Origin of the sequence: Streptomyces sp. NPDC018610, from assembly GCF_044391765.1 — a bacterium.
Taxonomy (GTDB): Bacteria; Actinomycetota; Actinomycetes; order Streptomycetales; family Streptomycetaceae; genus Streptomyces.
Genome location: NZ_JBISAL010000002.1, coordinates 21,157 through 38,750, shown reverse-complemented (window position 1 = coordinate 38,750; position 17,594 = coordinate 21,157). Strand labels below are relative to the sequence as shown.

The following is a 17,594-nucleotide window of genomic DNA, read 5'->3' as shown; positions in this document are numbered from 1 at the left end:
ACGGCCGGCGCCGCGCCGGGTACGACTTCGGTGCGCCTTGGCTAAGCGCTTGCTCGTGCGGGGCTTGTGCCGGGTGGAACACGTTCTTAACATCGGCGGTGTCACATCGGTTGTGTCACAGTGGTCGCGACGAGGGGGCCCACAGGATGGCAACGGCACAGACGCCGGGGCGGCACGGCCCGCTGACCGGCGTGCGCGTCGTCGAACTGGCCGGCATCGGCCCCGGCCCGTTCGCCGCGATGCTGCTGGCCGACCTCGGCGCGGACGTGGTCCGGGTGGACCGCCCCGGCGGCGCCGGCCTCGGCATCGACCCGGCCCGCGACGTCACCAACCGCAACAAGCGCTCGGTCGTCCTCGACCTGAAGTCCCCCGAGGGCCGGGCCGGCGTCCTCGGCCTCGTCGCGCGCGCCGACGTCCTCATCGAGGGCTACCGCCCGGGCGTCGCCGAGCGCCTCGGCGTCGGCCCCGAGGCCTGCCACGCCCGCAACCCCCGGCTCGTCTACGGCCGGATGACCGGCTGGGGCCAGGACGGGCCGCTCGCACCGCGCGCGGGACACGACATCGCCTACATCGCCGTCACCGGCGCCCTCGGCATGATCGGCGCCCCCGACGGCCCCCCGGCCGTCCCCGCCAACCTCCTCGGCGACTACGCGGGCGGCTCCCTCTACCTCGTCGTCGGCGTCCTCGCCGCCCTGCACCACGCCCGCGAGAGCGGCGCCGGCCAGGTCGTGGACGCCGCCATCGTGGACGGCACCGCCCATCTGGGCGCGATGATCCACGGCATGCTCGCCGCCGGCGCCTGGCAGGACCGGCGCGGCTCCAACCTCCTGGACGGCGGCTGCCCGTACTACGGCGCCTACGAGACCGCCGACGGCGCGTACATGGCGGTCGGCGCCCTGGAGCGGCGCTTCTACGACGAGTTCGCCGCCCTCCTCGACCTGCCCTCCGGCCTCGCCGGCGCGCACGCCGACCTCACCCGCTGGGGCGAGCTGCGCGAGGCCGTCGCCGCCCGCTTCAAGTCCCGTACCCGCGAGGAGTGGACCGCCGTCTTCGCGGGCTCCGACGCGTGCGTGGCCCCCGTTCTGTCGCTGCGCGAGGCGCCGCACCACCCGCACCTCGCCGCCCGCGGCACCTTCACCGACCACGGCGGGATCACCCAGCCCGCCCCCGCGCCCCGCTTCTCGGCCACCCCCACCGCCGTCCGCACCGGCCCGGCCCTGCCCGGCGACCACGCGGCCGAGGTGGCCCGCGACTGGGACCTGCCGGCGGACGCCTGACCGAGCGGCCCGGCCGCGCCCCTCCGCACCGCACAGCCACCGAAACCCTCATCGAAAGGCCTGTCAGTGAGCACCGAAGCGTACGTGTACGACGCGATCCGCACCCCGCGCGGGCGCGGCAAGGCAGGCGGCGCCCTGCACGGCACCAAGCCCATCGACCTGGTCGTCGGTCTCATCCACGAGATCCGCCGCCGCTTCCCGGACCTGGACCCGGCGGCCGTCGACGACGTCGTGCTCGGCGTCGTCGGCCCGGTCGGCGACCAGGGCTCCGACATCGCCCGCATCGCCGCGCTCGCGGCCGGACTGCCCGACACGGTCGCCGGCGTGCAGGAGAACCGCTTCTGCGCCTCGGGCCTGGAGGCCGTGAACCTGGCCGCCGCCAAGGTCCGTTCGGGCTGGGAGGACCTGGTCCTCGCCGGCGGCGTCGAGTCGATGTCCCGGGTGCCGATGGCCTCCGACGGCGGCGCATGGTTCAACGACCCGATGACCAACCTCGCCGTCAACTTCGTGCCCCAGGGCATCGGCGCCGACCTGATCGCCACCGTCGAGGGCTTCTCCCGGCGCGACGTCGACGAATACGCGGCGCTGTCCCAGGAGCGCGCGGCGGCGGCCTGGAAGGACGGCCGCTTCGAGCGCTCCGTCGTCCCGGTCAAGGACCGCAACGGCCTCGTCGTCCTCGACCACGACGAGCACCCGCGCCCCGGCACCACCGCCGACTCCCTGGCCAAGCTGAAGCCGTCCTTCGCGGACATCGGCGAGCTGGGCGGCTTCGACGCCGTCGCCCTCCAGCAGTACCACTGGGTGGAGAAGATCGACCACGTCCACCACGCCGGCAACTCCTCCGGCATCGTGGACGGCGCCTCGCTCGTCGCCATCGGCTCCAAGGAGGTCGGCGAGCGCTACGGCCTCACCCCGCGCGCCCGGATCGTCTCCGCCGCCGTCTCCGGCTCCGAGCCCACCATCATGCTCACCGGCCCCGCCCCCGCCACCCGCAAGGCGCTCGCCAAGGCCGGCCTCACCATCGACGACATCGACCTCGTCGAGATCAACGAGGCCTTCGCCGCCGTCGTCCTCCGCTTCGTCAAGGACATGGGCCTGTCCCTGGACAAGGTCAACGTCAACGGCGGTGCGATCGCCCTCGGCCACCCGCTCGGCGCCACCGGCGCGATGATCCTCGGCACCCTCGTCGACGAGCTGGAGCGCCAGGACAAGCGCTACGGCCTCGCCACCCTCTGCGTCGGCGGCGGCATGGGCGTCGCCACCGTCGTCGAGCGCCTCTGACTCCCAGCGCAGCCCTCAGCACCGGACCTCAACGGAGACCCCTGACATGACCGAGAGCAACACCATCCGCTGGGAACAGGACGACACCGGCGTCGTCACCCTCGTCCTGGACGACCCGAACCAGTCCGCGAACACCATGAACCAGGCGTTCCGCGACTCCTTCGCCGCGATCGCCGACCGCCTCGAAGCCGAGCTCCAGGCCGACCCGGACTCCGTCCGCGGCATCATCCTCACCTCCGCGAAGAAGACCTTCTTCGCCGGCGGCGACCTGCGCGACCTGATCCGCGTCACCCCCGACACCGCGCAGGACCTGCTCGACGGCGGCCTCGCCGTCAAGCGGAACATGCGCCGCATCGAGACCCTCGGCAAGCCGGTCGTCGCCGCGATCAACGGCGCGGCCCTCGGCGGCGGCTTCGAACTCGCCCTGGCCTGCCACCACCGCGTCGCCCTCGACACCCCCGGCACCAAGATCGGCTGCCCCGAGGTCACCCTCGGCCTGCTCCCCGGCGGCGGCGGTGTGGTGCGCACCGTACGACTGCTCGGCATCACCGACGCGCTGCTGAAGGTCCTGCTTCAGGGCACCCAGTACAACGCGCGCCGCGCCCAGGAGAACGGCCTCGTCCACGAGGTGGCCGCCACGCCCGAGGAGCTGATCGCCAAGGCGCGCGCCTTCATCGACGCCAACCCCCAGTCGCAGCAGCCCTGGGACAAGCCCGGCTACCGCATCCCGGGCGGCACCCCGTCGAACCCCAGGTTCGCCGCCAATCTGCCCGCCTTCCCGGCCAACCTCCGCAAGCAGACGGGCGGCGCGCCCTACCCGGCGCCCCGCAACATCCTGGCCGCCGCCGTCGAGGGCGCCCAGGTCGACTTCGAGACCGCCCAGGTCATCGAGGCCCGCTACTTCGTGGAGCTGGCCGCCGGGCAGACCTCGAAGAACATGATCCAGGCGTTCTTCTTCGACCTCCAGGCCGTCAACTCCGGCGCCAACCGCCCCAAGGGCGTCGAGCCCCGCAAGGTCGCAAGGGTCGCCGTCCTCGGCGCCGGCATGATGGGCGCCGGCATCGCCTACAGCTGCGCCCGCGCCGGCATCGAGGTCGTCCTCAAGGACGTCTCCCTGGAGGCGGCCGTCAAGGGCAAGGCCTACTCCGAGAAGCTGTGCGCCAAGGCCGTCTCCCGGGGCCGTACCAGCCAGGAGAAGGCGGACGCGCTGCTCGCCCGCATCACTCCGACCGCCGACGCGGCCGACCTCGCCGGCTGCGACGCGGTGATCGAGGCCGTCTTCGAGGACCCCTCGCTCAAGCACAAGGTGTTCCAGGAGATCGAGCACGTCGTCGCGCCGGACGCGCTGCTGTGCTCCAACACCTCCACGCTGCCCATCACCGTCCTCGCCGAGGGCGTGGAGCGGCAGGGCGACTTCATCGGCCTGCACTTCTTCTCGCCGGTCGACAAGATGCCGCTGGTGGAGATCATCAAGGGCGAGCGCACCGGCGACGAGGCCCTGGCCCGCGCCTTCGACCTGGTCCGCCAGATCAACAAGACGCCCATCGTCGTCAACGACTCGCGCGGCTTCTTCACCTCCCGCGTCATCGGCCACTTCATCAACGAGGGCGTGGCGATGGTCGGCGAGGGCATCGAGCCCGCCTCCGTCGAACAGGCCGCCGCCCAGGCCGGCTACCCGGCCAAGGTGCTCTCCCTGATGGACGAGTTGACCCTCACGCTGCCCCGCAAGATCCGCAACGAGTCGAAGCGGGCCGTCGAGGAGGCCGGCGGCACCTGGCCCGCCCACCCCGCCGAGGCGGTCATCGACCGCATGGTGGACGAGTTCGGCCGCACCGGCCGCAGCGGCGGCGCCGGCTTCTACGAGTACGGCGAGGACGGCAGGCGGGCGGGCCTGTGGCCGGGCCTGCGCGAGCACTTCGCGAAGGCCGGGCACGAGATCCCGTTCCGGGACATGCAGGAGCGCATGCTCTTCGCGGAGGCCCTGGACACGGTCAAGCTGCTGGAGGAGGGCGTCCTGACCTCGGTCGCCGACGCCAACATCGGCTCGATCTTCGGCATCGGCTTCCCCGGCTGGACCGGCGGCGTGCTCCAGTACGTCAACGGCTACGAGGGCGGGCTGCCCGGCTTCGTGGCCCGCGCACGGGAACTCGCCGAGCGCTACGGCGAGCGGTTCACCCCGCCCGCCCTGCTGGTGGCCAAGGCGGAGCGCGGGGAGACCTTCACCGACGCCCGCTGAGCCGCCGCGCTCAGCCGGAGGACGCGTCCCCACCACCGGACGGCGCGCCCCGCGTGCGACCGGGCGGCGCCTCCCGCGCATCCCTGGACGGCGCGCCCTCCGTACCACCGAAGGACGCGCCCTCCGTGTCACCGGAGGGCGCGTCCTCCGCCCGGGCCGTGTCGACCCACTCCCGCAGCTCCTCCTTCAGCGACCGCTGGAAGGTGGTCAGCAGCGCCTGCACCACCAGGGGGTGCATATGGGCCGACAGCGACTTCACGTCCTCGGTGTCCCGCTCGACGACCGCGTCGCGCAGCAGTCCCGACAGATCGCGGGCGGCGGCGCGCGCGTGCTCGACCAGCGCGGTGCGGGCCGCGAGGATCGTCTCCTGGGACAGCGGCACGTCCAGCAGCCGCACGCCCAGCCGGAACAGCCCGGCGTCGACGCGGAACGCCTGGCCGTCCGGCACCAGCACGTTCATCGCCGCCAGCCGCTCGAGCTCCTCGTCGGTGAGCGGCCGGCCGGCCCGCCGCCCCAGCTCGCGCCGGGACACCGTCTCCACGCTCTCCGGGGCCCAGGAGGCGACGACCGCCCGGTGCACGGCCAGATCGTGGGGGGTCAGGTCCGGCGGGAGCTGGCGCAGGTGCCGCTCGATCGCGGCGAGCGTCATGCCCTGGTGCTGCATCTCCTCGATCAGGGCCAGGCGCGCCAGGTGGTCCCTGCCGTAGCGGCCCACCCGGCGCGGACCGATCTCGGGCGGCGGCAGCAGACCGCGGCCGCTGTAGAAGCGGACCGTGCGCACCGTGACGCCGGCCCGCGCGGCCAGCTCGTCGATCGTGAGGGCCGGCTCCCCGGTGTCGGTCGTCGTCATGTGCAGCAGTATCGCTGTTACACCATTGGTGTGAAAGCCGGTGACCGATCTGCGCAGGTCATGTGAGAAGTCCCGCTCTGTGACATCGGCCATCGCATGAAAGTGATCTCGCTGGGAAGCTGGTTTCCTGGTCTGTACCGCGCCCATGGGCAGTGCGGGCCGGAAACGTACGGACACCCGGGCCCACCCCGCCCGGGGCACCAGAGAGTGGATCTTCCCCTTGAGCAAGGACGTGCACACGGCGCCGGTCGTCGAACATCCCGGGACGACCGGAACCCCCGCCGACGCGGGCGACGCCGGGTACAGCAAGGACCTCAAGCACCGCCACGTCAACATGATCGCCATCGGCGGTGCGATCGGCACCGGGCTCTTCCTGGGCGCCGGCGGCCGCCTGCACAACGCGGGACCGGCACTGGCCCTGGCCTACCTGGTCTGCGGCGTCTTCGCGTTCTTCGTCGTCCGCGCCCTCGGCGAGCTGGTCCTGTACCGGCCCTCCTCCGGCTCCTTCGTGTCGTACGCGCGCGAGTTCCTCGGCGAGAAGGGCGCCTACGTCGCCGGCTGGATGTACTTCCTGAACTGGTCGACCACCGGCATCGCCGACATCACCGCGATCGCGCTCTACACGCACTACTGGAGCTTCTTCACCCCCATCCCGCAGTGGGTGCTGGCCCTGATCGCCCTCGCCGTCGTCCTCACCGTCAACCTGATCTCGGTGAAGATCTTCGGCGAGATGGAGTTCTGGTTCGCGATCGTCAAGGTGGCCACCCTGGTCGCCTTCATGCTGATCGGCATCTTCCTGCTGGCCACCCAGCACCAGGTGGACGGGCACACGCCGGGCCTGAGCGTGATCAGCGACCACGGCGGGCTGCTGCCGCACGGCGCGATGCCGGTGGTCCTCGTCATGCAGGGCGTGATCTTCGCCTACGCCGCGCTGGAGCTGGTCGGCGTCGCCGCGGGCGAGACCGCCGAGCCGGAGAAGGTCGTCCCGCGCGCGGTGAACTCCATCATGTGGCGGGTCGCCCTCTTCTACGTCGGCTCGGTCGTGCTGCTGGCGCTGCTGCTGCCGGGCTCGGTCTACTCGGGCGACGAGAGCCCCTTCGTCACGGTCCTGTCGAAGATCGGCGTGCCCGCGGCCGGCGACGTCATGAACCTGGTGGTGCTCACCGCCGCGATGTCGTCGCTGAACTCCGGCCTCTACTCCACCGGCCGCATCCTGCGCTCCATGGCGATGGCGGGCTCCGCGCCCAAGTTCACCCGTGTGATGAGCCGCAGCCAGGTGCCCTACGGCGGCATCCTGCTCACCTGCGCGGTGTGCGTGCTCGGTGTCGGCCTGAACTACTGGGTGCCCAGCCAGGCCTTCGAGATCGTGCTGAACGTCGCCTCGCTCGGCATCGTCAGCACCTGGGTGATCATCATGATCTGCCACCTGGTCTTCGTCCGCCGCGCCAAGGCGGGCCTCATCACCCGTCCGAACTTCCGCCTGCCCGGCAGCCCGGTCACCGAGATCGCCACGGTCGCCTTCCTGCTGGCCTGCCTCGGCCTGATGTGGAACGACCCGGACGTGGGCCGCAAGACCCTCTTCATCATCCCCTTGATCGCGCTCCTGCTGGTGGCCGGCTGGTTCGGGGTGCGCCGCAGGGTGACCGAGGAGTCCGCCCTCACGCGGTAGCCCGCCCGGCGCCACTGTCAGTGGCAGCGCTTACGGTGGCGTCATGCCGGAGATCGGCCATGTCCGGGGTGACGCCACCGCGCCGTCGGCAAAGGGCGTCACGGCGATCGCCCACGTCCGCGATGACATCGGGGGCTGGGGCGAGGGCTTCGTCCTGGCCCTCTCCCGCCGCCGGCCCGAGCCGGAGGCCGCCTGCCGGGCCCGGCACCGTGGCCGCGCGGCGAACGCCTTCGGCCTCGGCGCCGTCCAGCTGGTCCAGGCCGAGCGGGACGTGTGGGTGGCCGACATGATCGGCCGGCGCGGCACCCGAGGGGCGGCGACGGCGTCCCCGTCCGGTACGAGGCGATCGACACGGCCCTCGGCAGGCTCGCCGATCGGGTGGTCGAGCTGGACGCCTCCGTGCACATGCCCCGTACAGGCTGCGGCCTCGCCGGTGGCAGCTGGGAGCGCAACGAGCCGCTGATGACGGACCGGCCGGTGCGGCGCGGGATCGCCGTCACGGTCCACGACCACGAGGGGTAGGCCGGGCGCCCGCGTGGGGCGCCCGGCCGTCGTTCATCCCCTGTGCGCCTCGTGGGCGGCCTCGATCTTCTTCCAGGACTTCGGCCGCGCGATCGCCGCGCCCGCCTTCGCCCCGGCGAGCGACCGGGCCGCGGACGCGGCCGGCTTCGTCGGCTGGAAGAGCCAGGTGTCGAACAGGGCCGCCAGCGGCTTGCCGGAAACCTGCTCCGCGTACTTCTCGAAGTCGGCCACCGACGCGTTGCCGTACGCGTGCGCCTGCGGCCAGCCCTTCAGGATGCGGAAGAACGCGGTGTCGCCGACCTCGTCGCGCAGCGCCTGGAGGGCGGCCGCGCCGCGGTCGTAGACGGCGTCGTCGAACTGGTCGTCCGCTCCCGGGTCACCGGGCGCGACCGTCCAGAACGGGTCGTCGGCCGGGTGCGAGGCGTACACGTAGTCGGCGAGCTGCCGCGCCGTGCCCTCGCCCTCGTGCTCCGACCACAGCCACTGCGCGTACGTCGCGAAGCCCTCGTTGAGCCAGATGTCCTTCCAGTCCTTCACCGACACGTCGTCGCCGTACCACTGGTGGGCCAGCTCGTGCACGACCACCGAGACGTTGGAGCCCTTCGCGAACTGCTTGGGGCTGTAGAAGACGCGGGTCTGCGTCTCCAGCGCGTACCCGGTGGTCGTGTTCGGGACGTAGCCGCCGGCCGAGCTGAAGGGGTACGGCCCGAAACGGTCGCTCAGCCAGTCGACGATCTCCCCGGTGCGCTCCACGCTCGCCCGGGCCGCCCCGTCGTTGTCGCCGAGGTCCTTGCTGTAGGCGTTGACGACGGGCACCCCGCCCTCGGAGACGCCGGTGGTGATGTCGAACTTCCCGAGCGCCAGCGTGGCCAGGTAGGTCGCCTGCGGCTTGTTCTGGCGCCAGCTGTAGCGGGTCCAGCCCAGCTGGGACGAGGTCGACTGGAGGGTGCCGTTGGAGATCGCCTGGGTGCCGTCCGGCACCGCCACCGACACGTCGTAGGTGGCCTTGTCGCTCGGGTGGTCGTTGCTCGGGAACCACCACCAGGCGGCCTCGGGCTCGTCGGCCGCGATCGCGCCGTCCGGGGTGCGGTGCCAGGTGGTGAAGCCGTACGCGCTCTTCGTGGAGGGAACGCCGCTGTAGCGGACGACCACGGTGACCGGCGTGCCCTTGTCCAGCGGCGTTCTCGGCGTGACCACCAGCTCGTGCTGCCCGGACGCGGTGAAGGCGGCCTTCGCGCCGTTGACCCGCACCTCGCTCACGTCCAGCAGGAAGTCCAGATCGAAGCTGGAGAGGTCCTGCGTGGTCCGCGCGGTGATCGTCGCCGTGCCCTCCAGCTCGTCCGTCACGGGCTGGTACTTCAGCCTGAGGTCGTAGTGGGAGACGTCGTAGCCGCCGTTGCCGTAGTCGGGGTAGTAGGGGTCGCCGATGCCCGGCGCGCCGGGGGAGTGGCTCGCGGCCGATGCCGGGATCGCCAGCAGGAGGGAGGCCGCCGCCAGTGCGCCCGGCGCGAGGATTCTGCGGTGCACGTCAGCTCCAAGTCGTAGGAACGTGAAGTCTGTTCGGAGCCTATTGAGTCCCTGTGGGCGCAGGCATGTCCATGGCCACCCTTGTCACACGATCGCCATTCGGCCGACATGCGCCGGGCACGCGGCTCCGTCTCTTCCCGGCGAATGGGGCGACACGTCAGTCGCCTTCTTCTGCACGGGAGTTGTCCGCTGTACCGTCCCGCTCATGCCGAACAGCATGCGCATGACCATCTGGAGATGGCTGATCGTGACGGCCACCGCCGTCCTGGCGGCCGCCTTCCTCACCCCGGCGGCGGCGCAGGGCGCCCCGCACGACGGCCGGGCTCCGCGCGAGAGCCGGCCCGTCTACTCCTACGCGGACGCCGTCCGCGAGTCCGTGTGGGTCGACACGGGTCTCGACGGCGACGGCGACGGACGCACCGACCGCGTCGCCGCCGATGTCGTCCGTCCCCGCGAACCCGCCCTGCGGGGCCGGAAAGTGCCCGTCATCATGGACGCCAGCCCGTACTACTCCTGCTGCGGGCGCGGCAACGAGAGCCAGACCAAGACGTACGACGCGGCCGGCCACGTCGTCCAGATGCCGCTGTTCTACGACAACTACTTCGTGCCCCGCGGCTACGCCTTCGTCGGCGTCGACCTCGCCGGCACCGACCGCTCCGACGGCTGCGTCGACGTCGGCGGCAAGTCCGACGTCCGGTCCGCCAAGGCGGTGATCGACTGGCTGAACGGCCGCGCCCGCGCCTACACCACCCGCACCGGCTCCACCACCGTCAGGGCCACCTGGACCAACGGGAAGACCGGCATGATCGGCAAGAGCTGGGACGGCACCATCGCCAACGGCGTCGCGGCCACCGGCGTCAAGGGCCTGAAGACCATCGTGCCGATCAGCGCCATCTCCTCCTGGTACGACTACTACTTCGCCCAGGGCGCCCCGCTGTACGACTCCGGTCCCGACTGGCTGTCCGACTACGTCGAGAGCGACGCCGCCCGCGCCCACTGCGCCGCCGTGCAGCGGAAGATGGTCGACGGCGCCCCGCGCACCGGCGACTGGACGTCCTGGTGGACCGAGCGCGACTACGTCAAGGACGCGGCCAAGGTGCGGGCCAGCGTCTTCCTCGTCCACGGCATGCAGGACCTCAACGTCCGCACCAAGAACTTCGGCCAGTGGTGGGACGCCCTCGCCGAGAACGGCGTGCACCGCAAGATCTGGCTCTCCCAGACCGGCCACGTCGACCCCTTCGACTACCGCCGCGGCGCCTTCGTCGACACCCTGCACCGCTGGTTCGACCACGAACTGCTCGGCTACGACAACGGCGTCGACCGCGAGCCCGTGGCCGACGTCGAACGCCACCCCGACCAGTGGGCCACCTCCGCCCTCTGGCCGCCGCGCGGCACCGCCGCCACCACCCTGCGCCCCGCCCCCGGCGGCCGGGCGGGCGTCGGCACGCTCGGTCTGCGCACGGCCCGCGGCACCGAGACCTTCACCGACGATCCCTCGCTGAGCGAGACCGACTGGGCGGCGCGCGTCGACCGGCCGACGCCGGAGAAGGCCGGCTTCGTCACCGGGCCGCTCAGCCGGGACCTGCGGCTCGCCGGCTCCTCCGAGGTGACCGTCACCGCGACGCCGACCACCCCCACGGCCCACCTCTCGGCCGTCCTGGTCGACCTCGGCCCCGACACCATCCGCGACTACGGCGACGCCGACGAGGGCATCACCACCCTCGCCGACCGCACCTGCTGGGGCGCGAGCACCGCGGGCGACAGCGCCTGCTACAAGGAGACGAAGGCGAAGACGAAGGCCGTGGACCACACGGTCGTCAGCCGCGGCTGGGCCGACCTCGGGAACTACGCGGGCGACGGCAGGGGCCGTCCGCTCACCCCCGGCAAGGCGTACACGATCACCCTCGACCTGGCGGCGACCGACCACGTCGTGCCCGCGGGCCACCGCCTGGCGCTGATCGTGGCGGGCACCGACAAGGACCTCATCGACCCTCCGTCGAGCACCCCCACCCTCACGGTGGACCTGTCCCGTACGTCGGCCAGGGTCCCGCTGGTCGGCGGCGCGGCGGCGTTCGCCCGCGCCACGGCGGGCGGCGCGGCGGGCACTGCGGCGGGCGCCACCACGGGGGCCACGACGGCGGCCGGCGCGGCAGGATCCGCGGCACTCCCCGCCGTGAAGTCCCCGGACGCCGTCCGGGAAGGGGGCGCCGCGCGGCGGGTGCCCGGCCAGTGACCCGGTGACGGGCTCAGGCGGGCGGGCCCACCAGCCCGGCCGCCTGACGCGCGCACCCCCAGGCCACGGTGACCCCGGCGCCCCCGTGCCCGTAGTGGTGCACCAGGATCCGCCCGCCCGGCAGCGCCTCGCGCTCGATGCGCACCGCGTGCCGGGCCGGCCGCAGTCCGACCCGGTGCTCCAGCACCCGCGCCCCGGCGATCTCCGGCCGCAGGGCGGCACAGCGGGCGACGATCGCCTCGGCCACCGCCGGATCGGGCGTCAGGGACCAGTCGTCCTCCTCGGCCGTCCCGCCGAGGACGAGGCCGCCCGGCTGCGGAAAGAAGTAGACGGAGGCCGCCGCGGCGTGGTCGACACAGGTCAGCCAGGTCGTGATCCCCGGGTTCTCCACCACGACGAGCTGGCCGCGCACGGGCCGCACCGCCGGGTCCGGCACCAGATCGCGGGCGCCGAGCCCCGTGCAGTTCACCACCACCGGCGCGTCCACCGCGGACAGATCCGTGACCGTGCGCTCCTCGACGACACCGCCCGCCGCCCGCAGCCGCTCCCGCAGCCAGGCCAGGTGGACCGGCATGTCGATCAGCGGCAGCCGCCCCCACAGCGCCGTCCCCGGATACTCGCCGGCCGACGCCACGCGCAGGTGCGGCACCCGCGCCGCCCACGGGCCAAGCTCGTCGAAGCGGGTCTCGCCGTGCACGCCGTCGACCATCCGCACACCCGTCCGCGCGGGGCGCGCGGCCATCCCCGCGTACACGGCCAGCGACTGGAGCGCCCAGTCGCCGACCAGCGACTCCGGCTCGATCCGGTACGGCCACCACAGGGCGCCCGCCACGGCCGACGTCGTCCGCTCGGCCGGCTCACGCGTCCACATCCGCACCCGCCGGCCGCGCTCGGCCAGCACGAGCGCCGTGGTCAGCCCGATGACCCCGCCACCGACCACCACGACATCGTCACTCGGCCCACTGCCCGGTCCACCGTCCACGTCAGGACCGTAGCCGACCGTGTCACGCGGTGCCCACCGCGCCCCCGCGCCGGAAGGAGCCACGGCGTCCCCGCCTGCCACGCGGCCCCGGCACCGGCCCCGGCACGGGCCCGGTGGCCGGTGCGGGGCCAGGGGCAGGGCCGGCACCCGGGCCCGCGCCGACGGCGTCCGGCGGGCACTAGGATCTGCTGCCTGATGACTGCCACCCTCGTCGCCAAGAACCTCACCGCCGGACACGGCGACCGCGCGCTGTTCACCGGGCTCGACCTCGTCGTCGCCCCCGGGGACGTCATCGGGCTGGTCGGCGCCAACGGCGCGGGCAAGTCCACGCTGCTGCGGATGCTCGCCGGACTCAGCACCCCCGAACAGGGCGAACTCACCCTCTCCCCGCCCACCGCCGCCGTCGGCCACCTGCCGCAGGAGCCCGACCGGCGGCCGGGCGAGACCGTGCGGGAGTTCCTGGCCCGCCGCACCGGCGTCGCCGCCGCCCAGCGGACGATGGACGAGGCCACCCAGGCCCTCGTCGACTCCGCGCCCGGCGCGGACGACGCCTACGCGAGCGCCCTGGAGCGCTGGCTCGGCCTCGGCGGCGCCGACCTCGACGAGCGGGCCGAGGAGACCGCCGACTCCCTCGGTCTGGCCGTCGACCTCGACCAGCCGATGACCTCCCTGTCCGGCGGGCAGGCGGCCCGCGCCGGCCTCGCCTCGCTGCTGCTGTCCCGCTACGACGTCTTCCTGCTGGACGAGCCCACCAACGACCTCGACCTGGACGGCCTCGAACGCCTCGAACGCTTTGTGACCGGCCTGCGCGCCGGGACGGTCGTCGTCAGCCACGACCGCGAGTTCCTCACCCGCACCGTCACCAAGGTCCTCGAACTCGACCTCGCACAGGGGCGGATCAACCTCTACGGCGGCGGCTACGCGGCCTACCTGGAGGAGCGCGAGGTGGCGCGCCGGCACGCCCGCGACGAGTACGAGGAGTACGCCGACAAGAAGGCCGCCCTCCAGGACCGGGCCCAGACGCAGCGCTCCTGGATGGACAAGGGTGTGAAGAACGCCCGGCGCAAGGCGGGCAACGACAACGACAAGATCGGCCGCAAGTTCCGCAGCGAGGCCAGCGAGAAGCAGGCCGCCAAGGCCCGGCAGACCCAGCGCATGATCGAACGCCTGGAGGTCGTCGAGGAGCCCCGCAAGGAGTGGGAGCTGCGCATGGAGATCGCGGCGGCCCCGCGTTCCGGCGCGGTCGTCGCCACGCTGCGGGACGCCGAGGTGCGGCGCGGCGGCTTCGTGTTCGGTCCGGTCTCCCTCCAGATCGACTGGGCGGACCGGGTCGCGGTCACCGGAGCGAACGGCGCGGGCAAGTCGACGTTGCTGGCCGCGCTGCTGGGGCGACTGCCGCTGGACGCCGGGCACGCGGCCCTGGGCTCCGGCGTCCTGGTCGGCGAGGTCGACCAGGCGCGCCGTCTCTTCCACGGCGACGAGACGCTGCTGGACGCCTTCCGGGCGTCGGTCCCGGACACCGAACCGGTGGAAGTCCGTACGCTGCTGGCCAAGTTCGGGCTGAAGAGCGAGCACGTGCTGCGACCTGCCGCGACCCTGTCGCCCGGCGAGCGCACCCGGGCCGCCCTCGCCCTCCTCCAGGGCAGGGGCGTCAACCTCCTGGTCCTGGACGAACCGACCAACCACCTGGACCTGCCCGCGATCGAACAGCTGGAGTCCGCCCTGCACTCCTACGAGGGAACACTGCTGCTGGTCACCCATGACCGCCGCATGCTGTCGGCGGTCCGGACGACCCGTCACCTGGAGGTGACCGACGGCAAGGTGACGGAGCATCAGGTGTAGGGGTGTGGGTCCGGCGGCGGTGCGGCGGGTGTACCGGCCATAAGGGCGGTCGGTGCGGGGGCCTACACTCGGCAACCGTTGCCCAGCGGAGAGAGACCGCCGACCGAAAGGCCTGGTTGCCCATGTTCCAAGACGCCCCCATCTACCACCAGCTCGTCGCCGAGCGGGGCGATGTGCCCGCACGTGTGCGCGACGCGGCCACGAGCATACTTCGGGAGCTCGAGGAAGTGATGCGGGTGGGGCAGCCGCCGGGTCCGTTCCTGCCCGGCCCGGCGTCGCGCGGCGCGGCCGCCCCACGGCCCCACTCGGCCCTGCCCCCGGGGCCGCACGCCCGCTGACGGTGCGGCGGCGGGGGCGCGTGGGGCCGGGAGGGGCGGGACGCGCGGGCGCCGGCTCGGGTGCGGGTCCAGAGGTTCTCGCCACCGCCGCCCCTATCCGTTCCCCTCCTCGAGAGGGGCTCCGTCCCCTCGACCGCGGCGGGGATTCCGCCCCCGGGCCTGGGCGGGGCCTCTGCCCGTGATGCCTCCGGGATTCCGCCCTCGGGCCTCGGCCGGGGGCTCCGCCCCCCGCACCCCAGGGGGCTCTGCCCGTGGGTGTCCTCCAGGGGCTCCGCCTCCGCATCCCCGACAGGGGCTTCGCCCCGCGCCCTCGAAGGCGTCGCCTCTCGGAACCCCTGTCCGGGCTCAGTGCCCCACGGAGGTTCGCCCCCCGGGTCCCGGGCCCGCCCGGGTGTGCGGCGAGCCCGGGGGCGGGGGGCGTCGCGTCAGCGGCGGGCGTTCTTCGTGTCGAGGAGGCCCGCGCGGCGCAGGGCGTCGGCCATCGCGCTGTTGGCGGGCGCCGCGGCCTGGCGGGAGCCGCCGCCGGCCGCGCCGCCGCCCCGGCCCTGCCGCTGCTGCGGCGGACGCCCGCCGCGCCGGCGCCGGTCACCGCCGCCCTGCTTCTCCTGCGGGGCCGCCTCGTCGTCCAGGCGCAGCGTCAGCGAGATCCGCTTGCGCGGGATGTCGACGTCCAGCACCTTCACCTTGACGATGTCGCCCGGCTTGACGACGTCGCGCGGGTCCTTGACGAACGTCCGCGACATCGCCGAGACGTGCACCAGACCGTCCTGGTGGACACCGACGTCCACGAACGCGCCGAAGGCCGCCACGTTCGTCACCACACCCTCCAGGACCATCCCCGAGGACAGGTCGGAGATCTTCTCCACGCCCTCCTTGAAGGTGGCGGTCCTGAAGGCGGGCCGAGGGTCGCGGCCCGGCTTCTCCAGCTCCGCGAGGATGTCGGTCACCGTCGGCAGACCGAACGTGTCGTCCACGAAGTCGGCCGGCCGCAGCGAGCGCAGCACCCCGGTGTTGCCGACGAGGGACGCCACCTGCTGACCCGTGGTCTTCACCATCCGCCGCACCACCGGATACGCCTCCGGGTGCACGCTGGAGGCGTCCAGCGGGTCGTCGCCGCCGCGGATGCGCAGGAAGCCCGCGCACTGCTCGTAGGCCTTCGGGCCGAGCCGGGAGACCTTCTTCAGCTGCGTGCGCGAGGTGAACGGGCCGTTGGCGTCCCGGTGCGCGACGATGTTCTCCGCGAGCGAGCCGGTGATGCCCGAGACGCGCGCCAGCAGCGGCACGGACGCCGTGTTGACGTCCACGCCCACGCCGTTCACGCAGTCCTCGACCACCGCGTCCAGCGAGCGGGACAGCTTCACCTCGGACAGGTCGTGCTGGTACTGCCCGACACCGATCGACTTCGGGTCGATCTTCACCAGCTCGGCCAGCGGGTCCTGCAGCCGGCGCGCGATGGACACCGCGCCGCGCAGCGACACGTCCATGTCCGGCAGTTCCTGCGAGGCGTAGGCGGAGGCCGAGTACACGGAGGCTCCCGCCTCCGACACCATCACCTTGGTGAGCTTCAACTCCGGGTGCTTGGAGATGAGTTCACCGGCGAGCTTGTCGGTCTCGCGGGACGCGGTGCCGTTGCCGATGGCGATCAGCTCGACCGCGTGCTCCTTCGCCAGCCGGGCCAGCCCGGCCAGCGCCTCGTCCCACTTGTTGGCCGGGACGTGCGGGTGGATCACGTCCGTGGCGACGACCTTGCCGGTCGCGTCCACCACGGCGACCTTCACACCCGTACGGAAACCGGGGTCCAGGCCCAGCGTCGCGCGGGTGCCGGCCGGGGCGGCCAGCAGCAGGTCGCGCAGGTTGGCCGCGAACACGTCGACCGCCTCGTCCTCGGCGGCCGTACGCAGCCTCAGCCGCAGGTCGATGCCCAGGTGGACGAGGATGCGGGTGCGCCAGGCCCAGCGGACGGTGTCCTTGAGCCACTTGTCGGCGGGCCGGCCCCGGTCGGCGATGTCGAACCGGTGGGCCACGACGCCCTCGTAGGACGACGGGCCGTCGGTCGGCTCCTCGGGCTCCAGGACGAGGTCGAGGACCTCCTCCTTCTCGCCGCGGAGCATCGCCAGGATCCGGTGCGAGGGCAGCTCCGTGAAGGGCTCGGTGAAGTCGAAGTAGTCGGCGAACTTCGCGCCCGCCTCCTCCTTGCCCTCCCGGACCTTCGCCGCCAGCCGCCCGCGCGTCCACATGCGCTCGCGCAGCTCGCCGATCAGGTCCGCGTCCTCCGAGAACCGCTCGGTGAGGATCGCCCGCGCGCCGTCCAGGGCGGCCTGCGGATCGGCGACGCCCTTGTCCGCGTCCACGAAGGCCGCCGCCGCGGCGAGCGGGTCCACGGACGGGTCGCCGAGCAGGCCGTCGGCCAGCGGCTCCAGACCCGCCTCGCGCGCGATCTGCGCCTTGGTGCGCCGCTTCGGCTTGTACGGCAGGTAGACGTCCTCCAGCCGCGCCTTGGTCTCCGCGCCCCGGATCCGCGCCTCCAGCTCGTCGGTGAGCTTGCCCTGCTCGCGCACCGACTCCAGGATCGCGCCCCGCCGCTCCTCCAGCTCCCTCAGATAGCGCAGCCGTTCCTCGAGCGTACGCAGCTGCGCGTCGTCGAGCATCTCGGTCGCTTCCTTGCGGTAGCGGGCGATGAAGGGCACCGTCGAACCGCCGTCGAGCAGCTCCACGGCGGCCTTGACCTGCCGCTCCCGTACGCCGAGCTCCTCGGCGATCCTGCCTTCGATGGACCCTGTGAGGGGTGTCGTCACGTTCCCGTACCGCCTTCTCCACTTCGGGTTGCGCCGCAATTG

10 protein-coding genes and 1 pseudogene are annotated in these 17,594 nt (G+C 72.9%); 7 read left to right on the top strand and 4 right to left on the bottom strand.

All coding sequences use genetic code 11. The features are described 5' to 3' along the window. Positions 1–146 precede the first annotated feature (146 nt). The 3 genes from ACH5A8_RS05705 to ACH5A8_RS05695 all read left to right on the top strand — a co-directional run bounded on the left by ACH5A8_RS05705 (position 147) and on the right by ACH5A8_RS05695 (position 4,794). Positions 147–1,277 carry a CaiB/BaiF CoA transferase family protein gene (locus ACH5A8_RS05705; protein WP_398998346.1) on the top strand — a complete coding sequence of 377 codons (1,131 nt, stop codon included), beginning with the start codon at positions 147–149 and terminating at the stop codon, positions 1,275–1,277. 66 nt (positions 1,278–1,343) lie between these two features. After that, a complete protein-coding gene (locus ACH5A8_RS05700) occupies positions 1,344–2,558 on the top strand; it encodes an acetyl-CoA C-acetyltransferase (RefSeq protein WP_398998344.1) in 1,215 nt (404 codons plus the stop codon). 46 nt (positions 2,559–2,604) lie between these two features. Continuing rightward, the gene (locus ACH5A8_RS05695) at positions 2,605–4,794 is read left to right on the top strand and encodes a 3-hydroxyacyl-CoA dehydrogenase NAD-binding domain-containing protein (RefSeq protein ID WP_398998343.1); all 2,190 of its coding nucleotides are present in this window, start codon (positions 2,605–2,607) and stop codon (positions 4,792–4,794) included. Positions 4,795–4,804: 10 nt separating this feature from the next. Here ACH5A8_RS05695 and ACH5A8_RS05690 read toward each other — a convergent pair whose 3' ends face one another. Then, on the bottom strand, positions 4,805–5,644 hold the full coding sequence (locus ACH5A8_RS05690) for a MerR family transcriptional regulator (RefSeq protein ID WP_398998341.1): 840 nt from the start codon (positions 5,642–5,644) through the stop codon (positions 4,805–4,807). Between the two features lie 220 nt (positions 5,645–5,864). On the opposite strand from ACH5A8_RS05690, the gene ACH5A8_RS05685 reads away from it, so the two are divergent. After that, positions 5,865–7,313: an amino acid permease gene (locus ACH5A8_RS05685; protein ID WP_398998339.1), complete on the top strand. Its 1,449-nt coding sequence runs from the start codon at positions 5,865–5,867 to the stop codon at positions 7,311–7,313. Positions 7,314–7,356: 43 nt separating this feature from the next. After that, a pseudogene (locus ACH5A8_RS05680) lies at positions 7,357–7,835 on the top strand (Appr-1-p processing protein). Between the two features lie 33 nt (positions 7,836–7,868). Here ACH5A8_RS05680 and ACH5A8_RS05675 read toward each other — a convergent pair. After that, positions 7,869–9,362, bottom strand: coding sequence for a M1 family metallopeptidase (locus tag ACH5A8_RS05675; protein WP_398998337.1), 1,494 nt, complete (start codon positions 9,360–9,362; stop codon positions 7,869–7,871). A 205-nt stretch (positions 9,363–9,567) separates the two neighbouring features. On the opposite strand from ACH5A8_RS05675, the gene ACH5A8_RS05670 reads away from it, so the two are divergent. Beyond that, complete coding sequence (locus ACH5A8_RS05670) at positions 9,568–11,595, top strand: Xaa-Pro dipeptidyl-peptidase (RefSeq protein WP_398998335.1); 2,028 nt, start codon at positions 9,568–9,570, stop codon at positions 11,593–11,595. 13 nt (positions 11,596–11,608) lie between these two features. On the opposite strand, the gene ACH5A8_RS05665 is transcribed toward ACH5A8_RS05670, so the two are convergent. After that, positions 11,609–12,577 carry an FAD-dependent oxidoreductase gene (locus tag ACH5A8_RS05665; protein ID WP_398998333.1) on the bottom strand — a complete coding sequence of 323 codons (969 nt, stop codon included), beginning with the start codon at positions 12,575–12,577 and terminating at the stop codon, positions 11,609–11,611. A 195-nt stretch (positions 12,578–12,772) separates the two neighbouring features. Here ACH5A8_RS05665 and abc-f point away from each other — a divergent pair, with 195 nt between their 5' ends. Then, a complete protein-coding gene (gene abc-f, locus ACH5A8_RS05660) occupies positions 12,773–14,419 on the top strand; it encodes a ribosomal protection-like ABC-F family protein (protein WP_398998332.1) in 1,647 nt (548 codons plus the stop codon). 763 nt (positions 14,420–15,182) lie between these two features. Here the strand turns inward: abc-f and ACH5A8_RS05655 are convergent. Then, positions 15,183–17,552, bottom strand: coding sequence for a Tex family protein (locus ACH5A8_RS05655; RefSeq protein WP_398998330.1), 2,370 nt, complete (start codon positions 17,550–17,552; stop codon positions 15,183–15,185). Positions 17,553–17,594: the final 42 nt, after the last annotated feature.

Excerpts from the sequence above, each read along its gene's own strand:
- ACH5A8_RS05705 (WP_398998346.1), top strand. The coding sequence starts at position 147 with ATGGCAACGGCACAGACGCCGGGGCGGCACGGCCCGCTGACCGGCGTG.
- ACH5A8_RS05695 (WP_398998343.1), top strand. The coding sequence starts at position 2,605 with ATGACCGAGAGCAACACCATCCGCTGGGAACAGGACGACACCGGCGTC.
- ACH5A8_RS05690 (WP_398998341.1), bottom strand. The coding sequence starts at position 5,644 with ATGACGACGACCGACACCGGGGAGCCGGCCCTCACGATCGACGAGCTG.
- ACH5A8_RS05670 (WP_398998335.1), top strand. The coding sequence starts at position 9,568 with ATGCCGAACAGCATGCGCATGACCATCTGGAGATGGCTGATCGTGACG.
- abc-f (WP_398998332.1), top strand. The coding sequence starts at position 12,773 with ATGACTGCCACCCTCGTCGCCAAGAACCTCACCGCCGGACACGGCGAC.